15 protein-coding genes and 1 pseudogene are annotated in these 16,081 nt (G+C 60.4%); 9 read left to right on the top strand and 7 right to left on the bottom strand.

Annotated elements, in window-relative coordinates; all coding sequences use genetic code 11:
- The first annotated feature begins 77 nt into the window (after positions 1–77).
- Positions 78–1,343, top strand: coding sequence for an IS701 family transposase (locus DDF70_RS30805; RefSeq protein ID WP_114947673.1), 1,266 nt, complete (start codon positions 78–80; stop codon positions 1,341–1,343).
- Positions 1,344–2,931: 1,588 nt separating this feature from the next.
- Here the strand turns inward: DDF70_RS30805 and DDF70_RS30795 are convergent.
- A complete protein-coding gene (locus DDF70_RS30795; protein WP_245435709.1) occupies positions 2,932–4,266 on the bottom strand; it encodes a replication-associated recombination protein A in 1,335 nt (444 codons plus the stop codon).
- A 267-nt stretch (positions 4,267–4,533) separates the two neighbouring features.
- A complete protein-coding gene (locus DDF70_RS30790; RefSeq protein ID WP_114948474.1) occupies positions 4,534–4,692 on the bottom strand; it encodes a DUF1127 domain-containing protein in 159 nt (52 codons plus the stop codon).
- A gap of 725 nt (positions 4,693–5,417) precedes the next feature.
- On the opposite strand from DDF70_RS30790, the gene DDF70_RS37125 reads away from it, so the two are divergent.
- Entirely contained in the window at positions 5,418–5,558 is a 141-nt protein-coding gene (locus DDF70_RS37125) for a hypothetical protein (RefSeq protein WP_162820797.1), read from the top strand.
- 11 nt (positions 5,559–5,569) lie between these two features.
- Here the strand turns inward: DDF70_RS37125 and DDF70_RS38425 are convergent.
- The 3 genes and pseudogenes from DDF70_RS38425 to DDF70_RS30775 all read right to left on the bottom strand — a co-directional run.
- Positions 5,570–5,724, bottom strand: a pseudogene (locus tag DDF70_RS38425) (cupin domain-containing protein); the annotation flags it as partial.
- 95 nt (positions 5,725–5,819) lie between these two features.
- On the bottom strand, positions 5,820–6,086 hold the full coding sequence (locus tag DDF70_RS30780) for a hypothetical protein (protein WP_114948473.1): 267 nt from the start codon (positions 6,084–6,086) through the stop codon (positions 5,820–5,822).
- Positions 6,087–6,126: 40 nt separating this feature from the next.
- On the bottom strand, positions 6,127–6,621 hold the full coding sequence (locus DDF70_RS30775; RefSeq protein WP_114948472.1) for a c-type cytochrome: 495 nt from the start codon (positions 6,619–6,621) through the stop codon (positions 6,127–6,129).
- 829 nt (positions 6,622–7,450) lie between these two features.
- Here DDF70_RS30775 and DDF70_RS30770 point away from each other — a divergent pair.
- The 7 genes from DDF70_RS30770 to DDF70_RS30740 all read left to right on the top strand — a co-directional run bounded on the left by DDF70_RS30770 (position 7,451) and on the right by DDF70_RS30740 (position 14,774).
- Positions 7,451–8,218 carry an IclR family transcriptional regulator gene (locus DDF70_RS30770; RefSeq protein ID WP_114948471.1) on the top strand — a complete coding sequence of 256 codons (768 nt, stop codon included), beginning with the start codon at positions 7,451–7,453 and terminating at the stop codon, positions 8,216–8,218.
- A 57-nt stretch (positions 8,219–8,275) separates the two neighbouring features.
- A complete protein-coding gene (locus DDF70_RS30765) occupies positions 8,276–9,643 on the top strand; it encodes an MFS transporter (RefSeq protein WP_245435707.1) in 1,368 nt (455 codons plus the stop codon).
- Positions 9,644–9,668: 25 nt separating this feature from the next.
- Positions 9,669–10,688, top strand: a complete 1,020-nt coding sequence (locus tag DDF70_RS30760) for a ketopantoate reductase family protein (protein WP_114948469.1) — start codon at positions 9,669–9,671, stop codon at positions 10,686–10,688.
- On the top strand, positions 10,685–11,428 hold the full coding sequence (locus DDF70_RS30755; protein ID WP_114948468.1) for an SDR family NAD(P)-dependent oxidoreductase: 744 nt from the start codon (positions 10,685–10,687) through the stop codon (positions 11,426–11,428). The genes DDF70_RS30760 and DDF70_RS30755 overlap by 4 nt, the downstream gene beginning before the upstream one ends.
- A 32-nt stretch (positions 11,429–11,460) precedes the next feature.
- Complete coding sequence (locus tag DDF70_RS30750) at positions 11,461–12,363, top strand: polysaccharide deacetylase family protein (RefSeq protein ID WP_114948467.1); 903 nt, start codon at positions 11,461–11,463, stop codon at positions 12,361–12,363.
- A gap of 63 nt (positions 12,364–12,426) precedes the next feature.
- Positions 12,427–13,599: a M20 family metallopeptidase gene (locus tag DDF70_RS30745; RefSeq protein WP_114948466.1), complete on the top strand. Its 1,173-nt coding sequence runs from the start codon at positions 12,427–12,429 to the stop codon at positions 13,597–13,599.
- Positions 13,600–13,658: 59 nt separating this feature from the next.
- Positions 13,659–14,774, top strand: coding sequence for an NADH:flavin oxidoreductase/NADH oxidase (locus DDF70_RS30740; protein WP_114948465.1), 1,116 nt, complete (start codon positions 13,659–13,661; stop codon positions 14,772–14,774).
- A gap of 9 nt (positions 14,775–14,783) precedes the next feature.
- On the opposite strand, the gene DDF70_RS30735 is transcribed toward DDF70_RS30740, so the two are convergent.
- Positions 14,784–15,317, bottom strand: a complete 534-nt coding sequence (locus DDF70_RS30735; RefSeq protein WP_114948464.1) for a hypothetical protein — start codon at positions 15,315–15,317, stop codon at positions 14,784–14,786.
- Positions 15,318–15,443: 126 nt separating this feature from the next.
- A partial coding sequence (locus tag DDF70_RS30730; protein WP_205772502.1) for a transposase occupies positions 15,444–16,081 on the bottom strand: 638 nt, incomplete at its 5' end.

Raw genomic sequence — 16,081 nt, 5'->3', positions numbered from 1 at the left:
CACTACTTTGGCAGGCATGAGGAACCAGGCGAGGCCTGCCGACGTCTTCTCGGAAGGATGGTCCGCAGGAGGTTGTCATGAGCACCTCAGTGGCGTGGGAACACGAACTTCAGTCCTGGCTCGAACCCTTCCTCACCCCTCTTCACCATCCGGCTCGCCGGCGCATGTGCCCGCTCTATGTGGCGGGCCTGATCGGGCCAGGTGAGCGCAAGAGCCTGCAGCCGATGGCCGCCCGGGTGGCGCCCGCCGACTATGACCAGCTGCATCACTTCGTGGCCGTGGGCCCGTGGGACGAGGCGCCGCTCGAGGCCGAACTCCTGGCTCAGGCCACCCGGCTCGTTGGCGGGCCAGACGCGATCCTGGTGATCGACGACACGGCGCTGCTCAAGAAAGGCACGCACTCCGTGGGTGTCGCCTCGCAATATGCCGGAGTGGTGGGCAAGCAGGCCAATTGTCAGAGCCTGGTGTCGCTCACCCTCGCCAAGGGTGAGGTGCCGGTCCCGATCGTTTTGCGGCTGTTTCTGCCCGACACCTGGATCCAGGATCCCGAGCGCCTGCAGCAGGCGGGCGTGCCCGAGGCGTTCTGGACGCAGCGCACCAAGCCGGAGATCGCCCTGGAGGAACTCAAACGTCTGCTGCAAGCCGGCGTAAGCTTCGGGGCGGTGCTGGCCGATGCCGGCTATGGCATCAGCGGGCCCTTCCGGCAGGCACTCTCAGCCTTAGGGCTGCTGTGGGCGGTGGGCATTCCGCGCATTCAGAAGGTCTACACGGCGGACGTGCAGATGATCACGCCCCCGCCCTCGCGCGGCCGACCCCGCACGCGGCTCATCCCAGATCAGGAGGCGATCGCGGCCGAAGCCATGCTGGCCACCGCCTCCTGGCGTCAGGTCACCTGGCGGCGCGGCACCAAGGGTCCGCTGAAGGCGAAGTTCGCAGCCGTGCGCGTGCGGGTGGCTGATGGGCCTGAGGTGCGTCTTCAGGGACGGACCGGTCAGCATCTGCCCGGCGACGAGGTGTGGCTCGTGGGCGAGCATCGCCCCTCAGGCGAGCGCAAATACTACCTGTCCAACCTGCCGCCCGACACGACGCTGAAGCAATTGGCTTCTCTCATCAAAGCCCGGTGGGTGTGCGAGCAGGCGCACCAGCAGCTCAAGGAAGAGCTCGGGCTCGATCACTTCGAGGGCCGCTCGTGGCGCGGGCTGCACCGACACGCGCTGCTGACGCTGATCGCGTATTTGTTCTTGCAGCATCTGCGGCTGCAGGCCGCCACAGGGGGAAAAAAGAAAAGCCGGCGGACCACCGCCACAACCGACGCTGCCGGCCGTTCGGCGCATGCTGCTTGATCATCTGGCGCATGCCATGCGCCTCCGATGTCCCTTCTGCCGTGCCCGCTTCACCCTAGGTTCACTGATGAAAGTGCCAAAGTAGTGCTAATGCGGAGCGACCACATCTCACCCCGTGGTCAGGCGTTGAATCCAAAGACGGCCGACGGGTGAGGGTACTGTAATTGTTGCCTCTAGCGATAAGCCTCGCCTACTGCAGAGGCTGTTCGCCCGACGAGCCGCATAAACCTGTAGACCTCTCTCACAAGAGAAGGATCTGATGCTGTCTGGAAAACGCAATCGTACAGAAGATATTCTTAAGTCGGCCGATTTACGAAGATTTCAGGTGAAAGCCACGTGCGTTCTTATGTTGACGTCGTGCCGGTAAGATCTTAGGCCATCATCATTCAATTTTATATTCAGCAGATGAGATGACGCGGAACACCAAGCCTTTCTCGGTCGAGATCAAGAAGTCCCGCGTTCAGGGTCAGCGTCCTCACCTCTCGCCAAGGCGCCTGCTTGAGCTGACCTTGGTTGAGGCCCCCGCGATTTTTCCGAAGGAAGAGCCTCAAGCGACGGCTGAGTTACCTCCTACCCCACGCATCCTGCCGAGCATCGTCGAGCCCTTGTGGAGCAGTTCAGAGCCCGTTGAACCTGTCCGACGCAAGCGCTCTTCAGTTAAGGCCCATCGGGGACAGTTGGGATCTGATTTGACTGCGACAGCCTTTGAGGATGCGGAAAACGCACGTGCAGGAGATCAGCTGAGTGCCAGTGCCGTGCCGCAGACGGATGGCGCTCTTGGTGCTGCCGAGGACCCAATACCTGTCCATGACGCTCAGCCCACACAAGGTGAGCGTGTGAGGGCCGGATCACGGGAGCCACGGAAGAAGGCCCCTCCAGTCGGTGAACAGGAGATAGCATCTGAAACAATACCAGAGGCAGAGATGACTGTACCATCAGTGACCCAGTCGAATGCAGTCCCGCGCAGGCTGACGAAGCGTCAGGCCGCCGCAGCTCAACTCCCGCGCCATGAACGCTGGAAGGGGCGCCTTCATCCGGCTGTCTGGTAAGTTCGTTATTCCGTCGGAGTTGTAGATCTACCTCGCGCCGCCGCCACGACGTCCGCCGGTGGTACGCCGCGATGCCACAGGACATGGACGGTGCGATAACGCGGTGGCGCAAGGCCAGCGGCGCGGCAGGCCGCAACAGCCTGATCATGCGCCCTGCGAATACTGCCAAACGGCGCTTTGTCGCCCTGCCTCCAAGCGTCGGGGCGACCGCTCAGGATAGCGCGCCAGATGATGACCAGTTTCAGGTGCGGAAAGCTGCGGCCTTTCCGCGTGGTCTTTGGCCTGAAGGCCCGCTCTGGCCCATGCGTCGCGCGTTCTCGAGCCAAAGCGAAGCGACGCTGGAGGGCGCGGTGGGAGAGATCATGACCTTCATCCGCTGGATTTGCGCCACGCTGCTCCGCATCACGCAAGGCCGTCCTCAACCGTGCGATCCGCCAGGCTGGAATAGCTTCGAAATGTTCAGCGCTCATCTGATTTTGCCACTGGATCGCGTCTGTCCTACCATGCAGGGGCGGAAGTGGCCCATCCCAAGCGTCTCCTCAACTGCTGCCTGGCTCTTCCTGCGATTGCTGTGGCTGCGGCTGACCGGTAACACGCTCCCACCAGGCATCAGCCCGCGCCTCGAACGTCTGACCGCCCCTACCATCGCTCTGATAGAACTGACCGGGTTGGATCCCGGGAGAGTAAGTCTGCTCAACCCAGCCACGCGGATCATCATGCGGAAACTGGTAGCCGACGTGGCCCAACTTGGCTGCTCCGGCGTAGTGCCCGTCCCGCAAGTGCGGAGGCACCGGGATCATCGGCTGCGATTTGACGTAAGCCATCGCCGCACTGATGCCGCGGCAGGCCGAATTTGATTTCGGTGCCCGGGCGATGTGCAGGGCTGCGTGCGCCAGGACGATCTGGGCCTCCGGGTAGCCAACATGCTGGACGGCCGTGAGAGCCGCTGCCGCAGTCTGCAGGGCGGTGTTGTCGGCAAGGCCTACATCCTCCGAAGCGTGGATGAGAATGCGGCGGGCAATGAAGCGGGGATCCTCGCCGGAATGGATCAGGCGGGCCAGCCAATAGAGGGTGGCGTCCGGATCAGAGCCGCGCATCGATTTGATGAAGGCAGAGATCGTGTCGTAGTGAAAGTCGCCTTTACGATCGAAGGGCAGCGGGGAGGCCTGATAGACCTCGTCCACCATGGCTCCAGTGATCGGGACGGTTGAGCCGGGGGGAGATCCGAGCACCAAGGTCTCAAGGGCGTTCAAGACGCGACGGGCGTCACCTCCGGCCCGGCCCGTGAGCTGCTTCATGGCATCCTCATCAAGGCGGACATTCAGATCCTTGTGGCTCATGAGAAAGGCGACCGCGCGCTCTACGACCTGGCGCAGGTCCTCCAGCGAGTGCGGCTCCAGCTGGAAGATGGAGGCACGGGAGACGAGGGCAGGGGTGAGCACGTGATAGGGATTGCCGGTCGTGGCGGCAATCAGGTCGAAGGTGCCAGTTTCGGTGAGATCGAGGAGGTAGTCCTGCTGCGCGCTGCTGAAGCGGTGGATCTCGTCGATGAACACCAGGATGTCCTTGGCCTGAGCCTCCTGAGCCACAGCCTTGATGTCAGAGACATTGCTGCTGGCCGGGTGCAAGGAGCGGAACTCCTTCTTCATCTCCTGGCCAATCGCCCGGGCAATCGTGGTTTTGCCCACTCCTGGCGGGCCAAAGAGGATGACAGTGCCAAGACGCCCCGCTCGGACGCGCCGCCGCAGCGGCCCGTTCGATCCAAGGATATGCTGCTGGCCGATGAGCTCGTCGAGGGTTTGCGGGCGGATCTCGGCGGCAAGCGGCTGGGGACGCTGCTCCCGGGCCTTGGAGAAGAGGTCGGCTTTCATCATGGACGTCGAAGCTTTGAATGATCAGCGGGGCTTGAGTGCTTGAGCGGAGAAGGGTTCAGAGAAGCTCGAATGAGCGTTTCTGGGCTTCTTTAGCATGTGAAGACCAGCAGACGACACACGAGAGTCAATCGGGTTTAGGGTTGGCGAAGTGCTCAAGCATGATTTCGCCGGAACAGAGCTTCAGGGTTTTCGACATTTTTATGAGCTCCAGAAATGCGAAAGCCCGCTGGAGGGCGGGCTGAGCATCACCTGCAAAGCTGAAGCGTGTTAGGCTGCAGCAGCCGAAGTGCGCGCAATGTTGTGAATGTCGTACCGGACGATGCCAAGATCGCTGAGTTCACGATCACCAAGCTGCGACAATTCCCGAACCGTCTCGCGATAGCGCAGGTACGCACGGATTTGGGAGAGGATGTAAGTGACGAACATATTCTGCCTTTAGGTGCTAACTACCTCGCCCAGCGAGGAATTTTTGATTGTCTCCGATGGAATCTATATGGGTTTGGAGCACCTCATTCGGGAGTGATCATAAGGTAAGTGGGTTATGCTTTGTGAGCATGGCGACCGTAGCCGTACTCCTATAGGCAAGCTGCCGGACGACCTCGCTCTAGCCCACTTTCAGAATGATCTGCAGAGCCGGAAGTGCTGATCCACCCACTGAGCCGGACGCACGCCAGTGCACGTCCGATGGGGAGATCCGAGGGTAGATGAACGCCCTCTGGGATGAATTGGACGAGATCCGCGAAAGGGCCCTCCGCGCATTCCAGGTAGCCTGACGCCTCTGACATCAGCCACCGGAAGTAACCATCCGAGCAAGAACCATAACCTCAAGGGATTGTTGATCTATCCCTTTGCGTTCATTGCGACTTAGCGTTGGGCATCTACGGTTGAAGGTGGTCTCCAAGGGAGCCGCAAGCGTGGAACGGGTGGTGGTAACGCGTACAGGGGATGATGTCTGGTCGGTCTCGCACGACGGGCGAAGCATCTCAGTTCACTCCACAGAGGACCAGGCACTCTCCGCGGCGTTTGCCTTGGCCTCAAAGCGCAAGCGGCAGGGGTTTGAAGCCGTTGTCGTGATTGCACGAGTGAGATGAAGGCGATGACGCGCTTATGCCCACGGTCCTATCTGTCGCCTATTGTAGGATTTCCTCAACATGGCTGACGATGATGACAAGCTCCTGGTGGCTCGTCCGAAGTCGCCCGCCAATGACAGGCTGTCGCGTGTCCTTGAATGGTTCGGTTTGCTGGTTGCCCTAGGTGTTCTCGGCTGGGCCCTCGTCTACACGCTCGGTTAGTCGCCGAGAAGCAGATGCGCCTTGGCCCGGCCTCCGGGAGGCACTCGCAGCAGATGCATGCAGATGCCGCGCGATCCGACGAGATCCCAGCGAAATAGGAGAGGCCCTGGCGCCCCTCACAGCTGCCGTTGCCCCGCACGATGCTACAGGTATCTTGGTCCGCCATCTTTTCGCTCCTCAATCCTCAAGGAGGGCTTCGCGCTGGAGAGCGAATACCCATAGCGACGCCCGCTAACCGGCTCCCTTCAGAAGGCTATGGTGCTAACCTAAAGCTTCAATCTTCTCGTCGTGCGGCGAGAAGTCGGCTGCAAGCGTCTGCTGCAGAATCCTGTCGCGGATCACCCGCTTCATGCTACCTACCCGGCGGGCCATGGCATAGACCCGATCTTGCAGGGCTGTCACATCTGCCATGACCTGAAACGGCGGCTCCGGTGGAAGCGGTAGCGCAAGGTGCATTTCCAATTCAGTCAACAGGTCCGCAATCACCGTGTTGTCGTCGCGCAGTCGGTGCAGTTCTGCCTCGAGCATGTCTGATGTCTCCTCCGCCTGTCGGGCCACCAAGTTCTGACTACTGGGGCATGACCACGGTCAGGTAAGGGGCTGAAGGCTTCTCGTTGGCCCCGACCGGACCGGGCACCTGGTTCCGGACCGGCGTCAGGCTCTTGAGATAGCTGGCGAGAGCCCGGGCATCGGCATCCGTGAGCTTGCCGTACGAGTGGTAGGGCATGACCGGCACAAGCTGACGTCCGTCCGGCCTGACGCCGGTTCGCACTGCCTTGATGATATCGGCTTCGCTCCAGTTGCCGAGCCCCGTCTCGGGATCAGGGGTCAGGTTGGGTGGATAGAAGATGCCGAGGCCGGGGATCTGGAAACCCACCTCCGATCCAGCCAAAGGACGCTGCAGATCGGGTTTGCCGAGGAAGGTACCGGGCGTATGGCAGCCGGTGCAATCCATGATGGTCGCCAGGTACTCGCCGCGCTGGGTCTGGCTCTCGGCGAGGGCTGATGGAACTGACAGGAGGAGGCTACTGGCTGCCAAAACGGCCGAGATGATGGATCTCATGGAGCTTCTCTGACTGAGGGTGAACCCAGCCAAAGTGCCAGATGCCAAACGGGAGTGAAGTGCGCAGAAGGTGTAGAGCGACGACTGCACCTATCTTGGACTTCTTGTCAAAACTCACCCAAGGGTTATCGAGTCATGCGAGCCTAGAAATCCGGGTTCGAGACCGATTTGAGGGCACCCGCTGACGTCGTTCACATGACGAAAGATCCTACAGCTAGTTCCATAATGTTTGTTACCGGTCCTGCGCGTGTAGGCGCAGAGTTAAAATGTCCCACTGTGGCAAACTAGGAATGTCACACTCCCGCTTTCGAATGATGCGGGAGAATGCCGATGGGACTGATTGCGATGCGCCCTGCCTCACACCTGCTGGCTGACCAGCCACACTGGTGACAGAACTCTGTTCAAGCCATAGTGGCCAGTGCCTCTTTTGTCACCTCGTATCGATACCGCTCACCCGTGAGAATCCTGCAGACCTCATCCACAGCCGTTGCGCCCTGGCGCAGGTAGGTCTCGTGACTATGCCCGGCAGCGTGCGGCGCAAGGGTGAGAGACCGAGTAAAAGGCGACGACGAAAGTTACCGTAGCCCACGGGCTAAGTTAGATGGCCGAGAGCATCTAGGTCTGGCAGATCCCTAAGAGACGCTAGAGGCATCTGGAAGGAATGGGTGACACGCTCTGTCGGCCCTCTCATCGTTACGTCATAACCTATAGAAAGTCGAGGAATGAACCCTCGCGGCTCGGCCTTTTGACAAGGGACCAACTAAAGTCGAATTGGACATGGCGGCTTATCGGGGCAGCTTGTTCAACATTCTGAACAGGGTTCATATATATGTCCGACACCGTCCGGTCTGCGGCTCGCGTCCTCGACATTCTTGAATATCTTGCCGGCGCGCCTGAGGGAGCGACCTTGAGCGAGTGTGTGAGTGCCCTTGGTATGCCCAAGAGCAGCACTCTCATGCTGCTGAGAACCGTGGCGGCCCGAGGCTACGCAGTTAAAGACGGTGACGACCGCTACCGTTTGAACAATGCATTCGCCAAGTACGGTTTCGGCTGGGGCGGCCACCGCCTGACCCGACTGATGGCGGTCGCGGAACCGATCATGCACGATCTATGCCGGGCGGTAGGCGAGACAGTCCTGCTTGGCGTGAGCGGATCCACGGGCATTAAGACGATCGGCAAGGTCGTCTCAGACCAGATCGTCCATTACGATCATGATATCTCGGAAGAGATAGCACCGTACTGCACGGCAATGGGCCGCGTTCTGATGGCCTACTCACCACCGCAGCAGGTCGAATCCATGTTGACGGCATGGCCGCTCGTCAAGCTCACGCCGAAAACCGTTACGGATCTCGGTGAGTTGCGGAACATCATCAAGCGCACCCATGATCAGGGGTACGCGATCGTCGAAGAGGAATTTGCGTCCGGCGGCACCGGAATAGCCGCACCCATCTTCGACCAGAATCGCCAAATCTTCGCAATGCTCGATGTCGGTGCCGTCACAAGCCGGTTCCACGACAAACGCGACATCATCATTCAGCACCTGTGTCAGTCCGCTGAACACGTGACGAACGCAATGAACCACAAATCCGCAACCTAGAGCATCGGACGCTTTGTCGGACCCGCTTGGTTCCCCACCTTTGCCCAGTAGAGAGGGATGGGGCGTCGTGGATCCGACTTTTGGTCCGATGCTCTAGCATTTCCTGAGGGGAGAGAAAGAATGCTGACTCAAGCTACTATGGGGGCTGCGGACGCTGCTCCGCAAATGTCATTAGCGAAACGCCGCCGCCAGTTGATGGCGGCCTCAATCGGTAACGTCCTGGAATACTACGACTTCGTTGTCTACGCATTCCTCGCAGGGATGATCGCAACCAAGTTCTTTCCCAATGAGAGCGAAGTCGCAGCCCTTCTCGCATCGTTCGCTGCCTTCGGTGTGGGGTTCCTCGCGCGCCCATTGGGGGGCGCTATTATCGGTCGCATCGGTGACGTGAAGGGCCGTAAAGCTGCTCTCCTCATCACGATCTTCGGAATGGCGCTGGGCACGGTTGGCATCGGCCTCCTGCCGACCTTCGAAACCATCGGGGTCTTGGCTCCCATTCTTCTTGTCGGCATGCGATTGATCCAAGGCCTTGCTGCCGGCGGGGAATGGGGCGGTGCGACAGCCTTCATCGTGGAGTCGGCTCCAGAGGGACGTCGTGGGCTTTTCGGCGGCATTGGGCAGGCGTCAATTGCTGCCTCGAACCTTCTTGGAAGCATTGTTGTCGCTCTTGTGACGGCCGCGTTCACAACCGAGCAGATGAACGATTGGGCGTGGCGCGTTCCCTTCCTGCTGGGCGGCGTTCTTCTTCCTATCGGTTTCTATATGCGGAGGAATATCGAAGAGACCCCAGCATACGAGGCGGCTCAGAAAAAGCCTAAGGAGGCGTCTGCCGATCACGGCTCTGCTGTTGGCATGATGGCAAAAGCATTCGGCTTCACGATCATCTGGACCGTGTCTTACTACATCATGCTGAGCTATATGCCGACCTTCCTGACCAAGCACGCGGGCATCACGCAGACGCAAGCATTGTGGGGAAATGCGATCGCCTTGACAGTGCTCGTCATCGCCACTCCGTTCTTTGGACATCTGTCTGATAGGATCGGCCGTAAGCCCCTGCTGCTGGCTTGCTGCGCAGCATTCATCATCCTGCCCTATCCACTCTTCTCCGTGATCCTGGCCAACGCGTCGCTTGCGACAATCGTTTCGATCCAGATCTTGTTCAATCTCTTCATTGCCGCCTTCTCGGGCGCGGGTCCGTCCGCTCTCTCCGAATTGTTCCCGACCCATTCGAGAACCACTCTGATGTCGACCGGATACAGCCTCTCGACTGCAATCTTTGGCGGATTTGCGCCGTTCATCTCCACATGGCTGATCAGCGTGACGAATTCTCCAATCTCGCCGACCTACTACCTGATCATCGCCGGCATCGTGTCGGGGGCGGTGATCTGGAACTTCCGTGAAACCGCGCACGAGAAACTGCGCTGATCGCAAATTTTAGAGGATATCGATAATGTCACAACCAATTCTGGTCTGGGGTGCCGGCGCGATCGGCGGCACCTTCGGAGCGGCTCTCGTCCGCGCCGGCCGGGACGTTACGTTCGTCGACGTGGTTCCGGAACATGTTGAGGCTATTCGCGATCCGGAGCGTGGGCTCCGGATCACCGGCCCAGTCGATCCGATGGTGGTGAAGGCTCCGGCTTTTCTTCCGGAGGAACTGAAAGGGACCTGGAAGCGGATTTATCTTGCTGTCAAAGCCCAGCATACTGAGCAAGCCTGCCGCGCTTTGCTGCCGCACCTGGCTGCCGACGGGTTTGTCGTCTCGTTGCAGAACGGCCTGTGCGAGAGAACGATTGCCGAGATCGTTGGGCCCGAGCGCACCGTAGGCGCATTCATCAATTTTGGAGCAGATTGGATCGGGCCCGGCGAAGTCCACTTCGGGAACAGAGCGGCGGTTGTCACAGGAGAGATCGACGGGCGGATGACACCGCGCCTGGATGACATCCTTGGGGATCTGCGCACCTTTGAGCCGGACGCCATCAAGACCGATAACATCTGGTCCTACCTCTGGGGCAAGCTTGCCTATGGGTCACTTCTGTTCGCTCAAGCGGTCGGCAACCTTGGGATCGCTGACTGCCTGGAAAGGTCCGAACTCCTGCCTCTCTGGCGTGAGCTGGCGGGCGAGATCGTGAACGTTGCTCGTGCTGAAGGTGTCGAACCTCGCGGCTTCAATGGCTTCGATCCCAACGCGTTCGGGAAGGGTGGGACGGAAGCTGCGGCTAAGGCAAGCGTTGCGGCGATGGTCGCGTTCAACCGCCCGAATGCAAAGACCCATTCCGGCGTTTGGCGTGACCTCGCCATCCGCAAGCGTCGCACCGAGGTCGATATGCAACTGCTCCCCATCGTCGGGATCGGACGTAGGCATGGACTGTCCTGCCCGACATTGGAGCGACTGATCGCGATGATCCACGAGATTGAGCAGGACCGGCGCGACCTCTCCGACAACAATCTTACGGAGCTTCTGAAGCAATGACCTTGGATTTCAGAGGGAAGACAGTCGCCGTCAGTGGCGCCGCCCTTGGGTTCGGGCGGGCAATTGGCGCGAGCTTTGCAGCCGCAGGCGCTCACGTCTACGGATGTGATATCCTCAAAGCTCCAGACGACGGGGCACCGATTTCGCTTGCGAAGGTCGATCTGCTGGACCGGCAGGCCGCCGCGCAGTGGATTGCGTCAATCGAGAGCGAGACCGGTGGTTCCGTCGACGTTCTCGTTTGCAACGCGGGCGGCGTCGCCGGCCAGGCGCATCGTCCGTTCGAGGAGGTGGGGGATGAGGACTGGAACCGGGTGATTGAGATCAATCTCGGTTCGACCTTCTCCCTGTGCAGAGCGGCTGCTCCGGGCATGAAACGCGCTCGCCAGGGGGCCATCGTGACGATCTCCTCAGGCGCGGCCCTCCAGGCGTCTCTCACCGGCGTGCAGGCCTATTGCTCGGCCAAACACGCTGTGCTCGGCCTGACCCGGCAGTTGGCGCACGAGCTTGGGCCATACGGCATCCGGGTGAACAGCGTGGCGCCTGGCTTTGTCCAGACCAATCCGGCGACCGAGCGGCAGTGGGCCTCCTACAGCCCTGAGAAGCAACGCCAGATCGTTGACAGTGTTGCGCTCAAGCGCCTCGGCACTCCTGAGGAAATTGCAAAAGTAACCATGTTCCTGGCGTCCGACCTGGCAAGCTTTGTCAATGGCCAGATCGTTTCCGTGGACGGCGGCCGGTAAGCCGCACTGATTTGGAAGAGCGGAGAGCATCGATGACAACCAATCAAACGCAAGAGCCGTGGCAGTGGGACGAGGAGCACTGGCGCGGGTTGGTCAATCAGGTCAGGGCAGGGCGGAGGCTCGCACCGGCAAAGTGGAAGGACGGCGCCAAGTGGGCAGTGGCACTATCGTTTGACTCGGATCACGAGACAAACGAGCTTCGCGAAGGGGGCAAGTCGATCGGCCGGATGTCCTGGGGGCAGTACGGAGCTCGGGTCGGCATGCCCCGTATCTTGGACATTCTTCGCCGTCATGACATCAAGGCGAGCTTTTACGTCCCCGCCGTGGCTGCCCTGCTGCATGAGGATGAGCAGCGGCAAGTCGTCGCGGAAGGGCATGAGATCGGCATCCACGGCTGGATCCACGAGTTGAACTCGGTCCTTCCTTATGACGTGGAGCGTGACTTGATGTTCCGGTCGGCGGACACGCTGGAGAAGATCACCGGCATCCGGCCAGTCGGACTTCGCACGCCGTCCTGGGACTTCAGCCCCAACACGTTACGCATCGAGGCAGAGCTCGGGCTCCTCTACGACTCGTCCTTGATGGCCGACGAGGACTGCTATGAACTCCTCCTCAATGGAGAGCCCACGGGGATCGTCGAATTACCGGTCGAATGGATCCGGGACGATGCAGTCTACTTCATGATGAACCGCTTCCAGTCCTTGAGGCCCTATACGCCGCCAAAGGATGTGCTCGATATCTTCTTGCGGGAACTCGATGCCGCTCATGAAGCGGGTGGTTTGTTCCAGCTGACAATGCACCCCCACATCATCACGCCTCGCTCACGTATTTGGATCCTCGAAGAGGTGATCAGGCACGCAAAAGCAAAGGGGGATGTCTGGTTTGCAACTCATGCCGAGATTGCTGCCTTTGTGAAGGAGAACGCCCCCAAATAGGGGGCTGTCTCCTAACCTGATCACAACGGATCGATACCTGAGATTGGAAGGCGGAAAAGAGCCATGCATATGCACAATTCCGAGGCGATCGCCCGCTGGCTTGATGAGCAGCAGGACGCGATGGTTCGGCTTCTATCTGAACTGGTCGACATCGACTCCGGTTCGTATGACAAGGCCGGGGTGGATGCAGTAGGCGATCGGCTGACCCGCTTCCTCTCCGAACATGGGATCAAGGTGTCGATGACGCCCAACGCAGACTTCGGCGACATACTCCAGGCCGACGTCGGCGATGTCCGCCGCAGTGGGGAGCGCCACAATATCCTCCTCATGGGCCACCGGGACACGGTTTTCCCGAAGGGCGAAGTCTCGCGCCGGCCATTTAGGATTGAGGATGGACGGGCTTACGGTCCGGGCGTGGCGGACATGAAGGCCGGTCTGGTGATGAACGCCTTCGTGCTGGCCGCATTCAAGAAGTTCGCCCCTGAAACGCCACTTGTCATGCTGATGACGGGAGATGAGGAAATTGGCTCCAATGCCTCGCGTGAAGCCATTATGGAGGAAGCGAGGAGTGCCGTTGCGGTATTCAACGCAGAGCCGGGGCGTGCGTCCGGCAATATCGTGACGAGCCGCAAGGGCATGCTCTACTGCCGTCTCGACATCACAGGAAAGGCCGCCCATTCCGGGGTGAACTTCACCGAGGGGGTGAACGCCATTGCAGAACTTGGACATAAGATCGTTGCTTTGCATGATCTCACCCGGGTTGAGGATGGCGTCACCGTCAATGTCGGGCTCGTATCCGGCGGCCAGTCGGTCAACACAACTGCCCCACATGCGAGTGCCGAATTCGAAGTACGGTTCGTCACAAACGAGCAGCGCGATGCCGTCACCGCGGCCATTGAGGTTATCACGGCCCAGGCGATGGTACCCGGCACAACTTCAACCTTGATTGGCAAAAGCAGCTTCCTGGCGCTCGTACCGACCGAGGAGAGTGAAAAGCTTGCATCTCAGTATCTCGGGACAGCCGAAGATTATGGCGTCGCAATCAAGGGTGAATTCACCGGAGGATGTGCCGACTCCGGCTTTACTGCGAGTGTCGGCGCGCCAACCATTTGCGGGGTTGGGCCAGTCGGTGGCAAAGCACATACCAATGATGAATATATCGAGCTGCCCACGCTCCTCCAGCGCGCCCAGATCCTAGCCTCCACAATCAATAAGGTCGTTGCCACCAGGCGATGAGCGGCCATTCTTCCAGTTCAGAACGGTAGCCAGTACGGCTTCCCTTGTAGGAGTTTCGATTGACCCAAACGCTGTTCAGCCCTCTCGATATTGGCCCCGTTCAGGTCCCGAACCGGGTCGCTGTCGCCCCTATGTGCCAGTACTCAGCACATGACGGGTGCGCTTCCGACTGGCATCTGCAACATCTGATGACGCTGGCAATGTCGGGCGCTGGTCTGGTGATGCTGGAGGCGACTGCTGTTGAGAGAGCTGGCCGGATCACCCATGGCTGCCTTGGGCTCTACTCCGACGAGAACGAGCGGGCCCTGGATCGTGTTCTCAAAGCGGCCCGGTCCGTCGCTTTGCCGGGTACTCGGTTCGGTATTCAGATCTCCCATGCCGGGCGAAAAGGGTCAGCTCAACGCCCCTGGGAGGGCGGTGGCCCTCTTGCGGCTCATGAAGATCCCTGGACGACAGTCGCCCCGTCGGCTCTTCCACATGATGCTGGGTGGCATGTGCCAGAGGAGCTGGGGGAATCCCAGATCGAGGGAATTCTCCAGTCCTTCGTCCAGGCTGCCCGTCGGGCCGAGCGCGTGGGCTTCGATGTTGTGGAACTGCACATGGCTCACGGGTACCTGCTGCATCAGTTCCACTCCCCTCTCGCAAACCAGCGGCGCGATCGCTGGGGCGACGGTCCGAGGGGACGTATGGCGCTGCCGCTGGCTGTGGCTCACGCTGTGCGTGAGGCGGTTTCAGCGGGCATTGCGGTCGGAGCGCGGATCACAGGGACTGATTGGGAAAGCGGCGGCCTAGCGGTAGAGGACGCAGTCGAACTGACAAAGGCTCTTGAGTCGGCAGGTCTAGCCTATGTTGACGTGACATCTGGCGGGATCCCGACCAAAACGCCGATTGCGGTGCGCCCTGGGTATCAGGTGCCCCTGGCGGAGGCCGTCAAGTCGCAGAGTGGAATCGTCGTCCGCGCTGTCGGTCTCATCGTCAGCCCGGGACAAGCGAATGAGATCATTGCAAGCAGCCAAGCCGACCAGGTCGCGATTGGTCGCGGACTTCTCGATAATCCGAGGTGGGCTTGGCATGCTGCCGACCAGCTCGGCATAAACTTGCCGCGTCCTCCGCAGTATGATCGCGCCCGCCCCGCACTATGGCCAGGCGCACGGCAAACTGGTCGAGTGGCCTGAACGGCACTTTCAGTCCTTGGCTGGCTGAAGAAAAGTCCGGAGCAAAGCTTCGGTCTTTTCTTTGATCTCGCGCCACATCGAGAAATACACGCGTCGATAATGAAGCCTGACGCTGGCATTGAGGTCCGGTGAGAAAGACAATTGTTCGCAGTGTGGAACCCGGTAGGCCGATGGATCCTCATCACATCCTTTGACCTCGAGAGCATCACAGAAGAGAATGTCTGCGCTTTTTGCAACATCCTCGCCGCTGGTAAAATAGTCCTGCGCCCGCCGCATTATGAGGTAGTCATCGACTGGTCTCGGCCCATACCGTGACAGGCCGTGTTCGGTGCCTTTCCTGACGACCTGAAATCGTGCCCGGATTTCGGCCAGCACCATGATCAACATGTCGAGCTTGGTGTCTCGCTCTATCTCGAATATCTGCGGCCCTTCCTTGAGCCTTCCAGTTAATCCGGAGGCGACTTGGATGGAGACTGTGGCGCCTCTGCCACGCGCGGGGAAATCACGAAGATTCTCGGGTGTCTGAGGGGCAAGGTTCTGCATCGCCCGATCTCTGCCAATGGCAGAGGCGAACAGGGTCAGGCTGCAGATCCTTAAAAGGAGAGGTCGGAAAGCCGCGTCAGGGTTAGAATTGTTGGGACGGCGCTCTGCTCCGCCGTCCCGAAAGCACTAGTGGGTCGTCTGCCGTCGGGTCTGGCATTCTGCTGGTGCCTGTGATTTCGGCTGGGGCAGCGGTTGGCTGGTACAGGCTCCGGAACCGCCAACGCGATGGATCTGCTCCGTCGCGCAGCGCCGGCGCCGCTGCCGGCGCTTGCCGTTCCAGACAAACGGTGTCGGCTGCGCATTCCAGCTTCGTGCCGTCTGCTCGAACCAGATCCCGATCTCGTCGGAACTCTGCGGATGCTGTCCCGCGAGCGCCCGCCGTTTGAGCACGCGCTGGATCGACTCCGCCATGTTGAGCCAGCTGCCGGCGACCGGCGTGTACAGCGGCATGACGCCATGCGCACACAGCCACAGCACCAGTTCAGGAGTCTTGTGGCCGGTAAGATTGTCCCACACCAACAGCAGCCGCAGCGGCGGCACCTCCTCCGGCAAGGTGAAGCACCGGCTCAGCCCGGCCTGCCAGGCCTCCCACGCCGCGTGCGTGAGAGCGGGATCGGCGACAGCTGGGGCGGGCAACTCCGCCAGGATCGCGCTGAGACGCTCGCGCAGCCAGGGATGCAGCACCGCATTCGTACAGTGCTCGGCCGGCTGCAGGCGCACCTGGCCCGAGGCGGGATGGAACAGGGTCAGGATCTTGGTCGTGC

Origin of the sequence: Microvirga calopogonii (assembly GCF_003347665.1) — a bacterium.
GTDB lineage: Bacteria > Pseudomonadota > Alphaproteobacteria > Rhizobiales > Beijerinckiaceae > Microvirga > Microvirga calopogonii.
The sequence above is the reverse complement of the archived record's forward strand: the minus strand, read 5'-3'. Positions and strand labels throughout refer to the sequence as shown.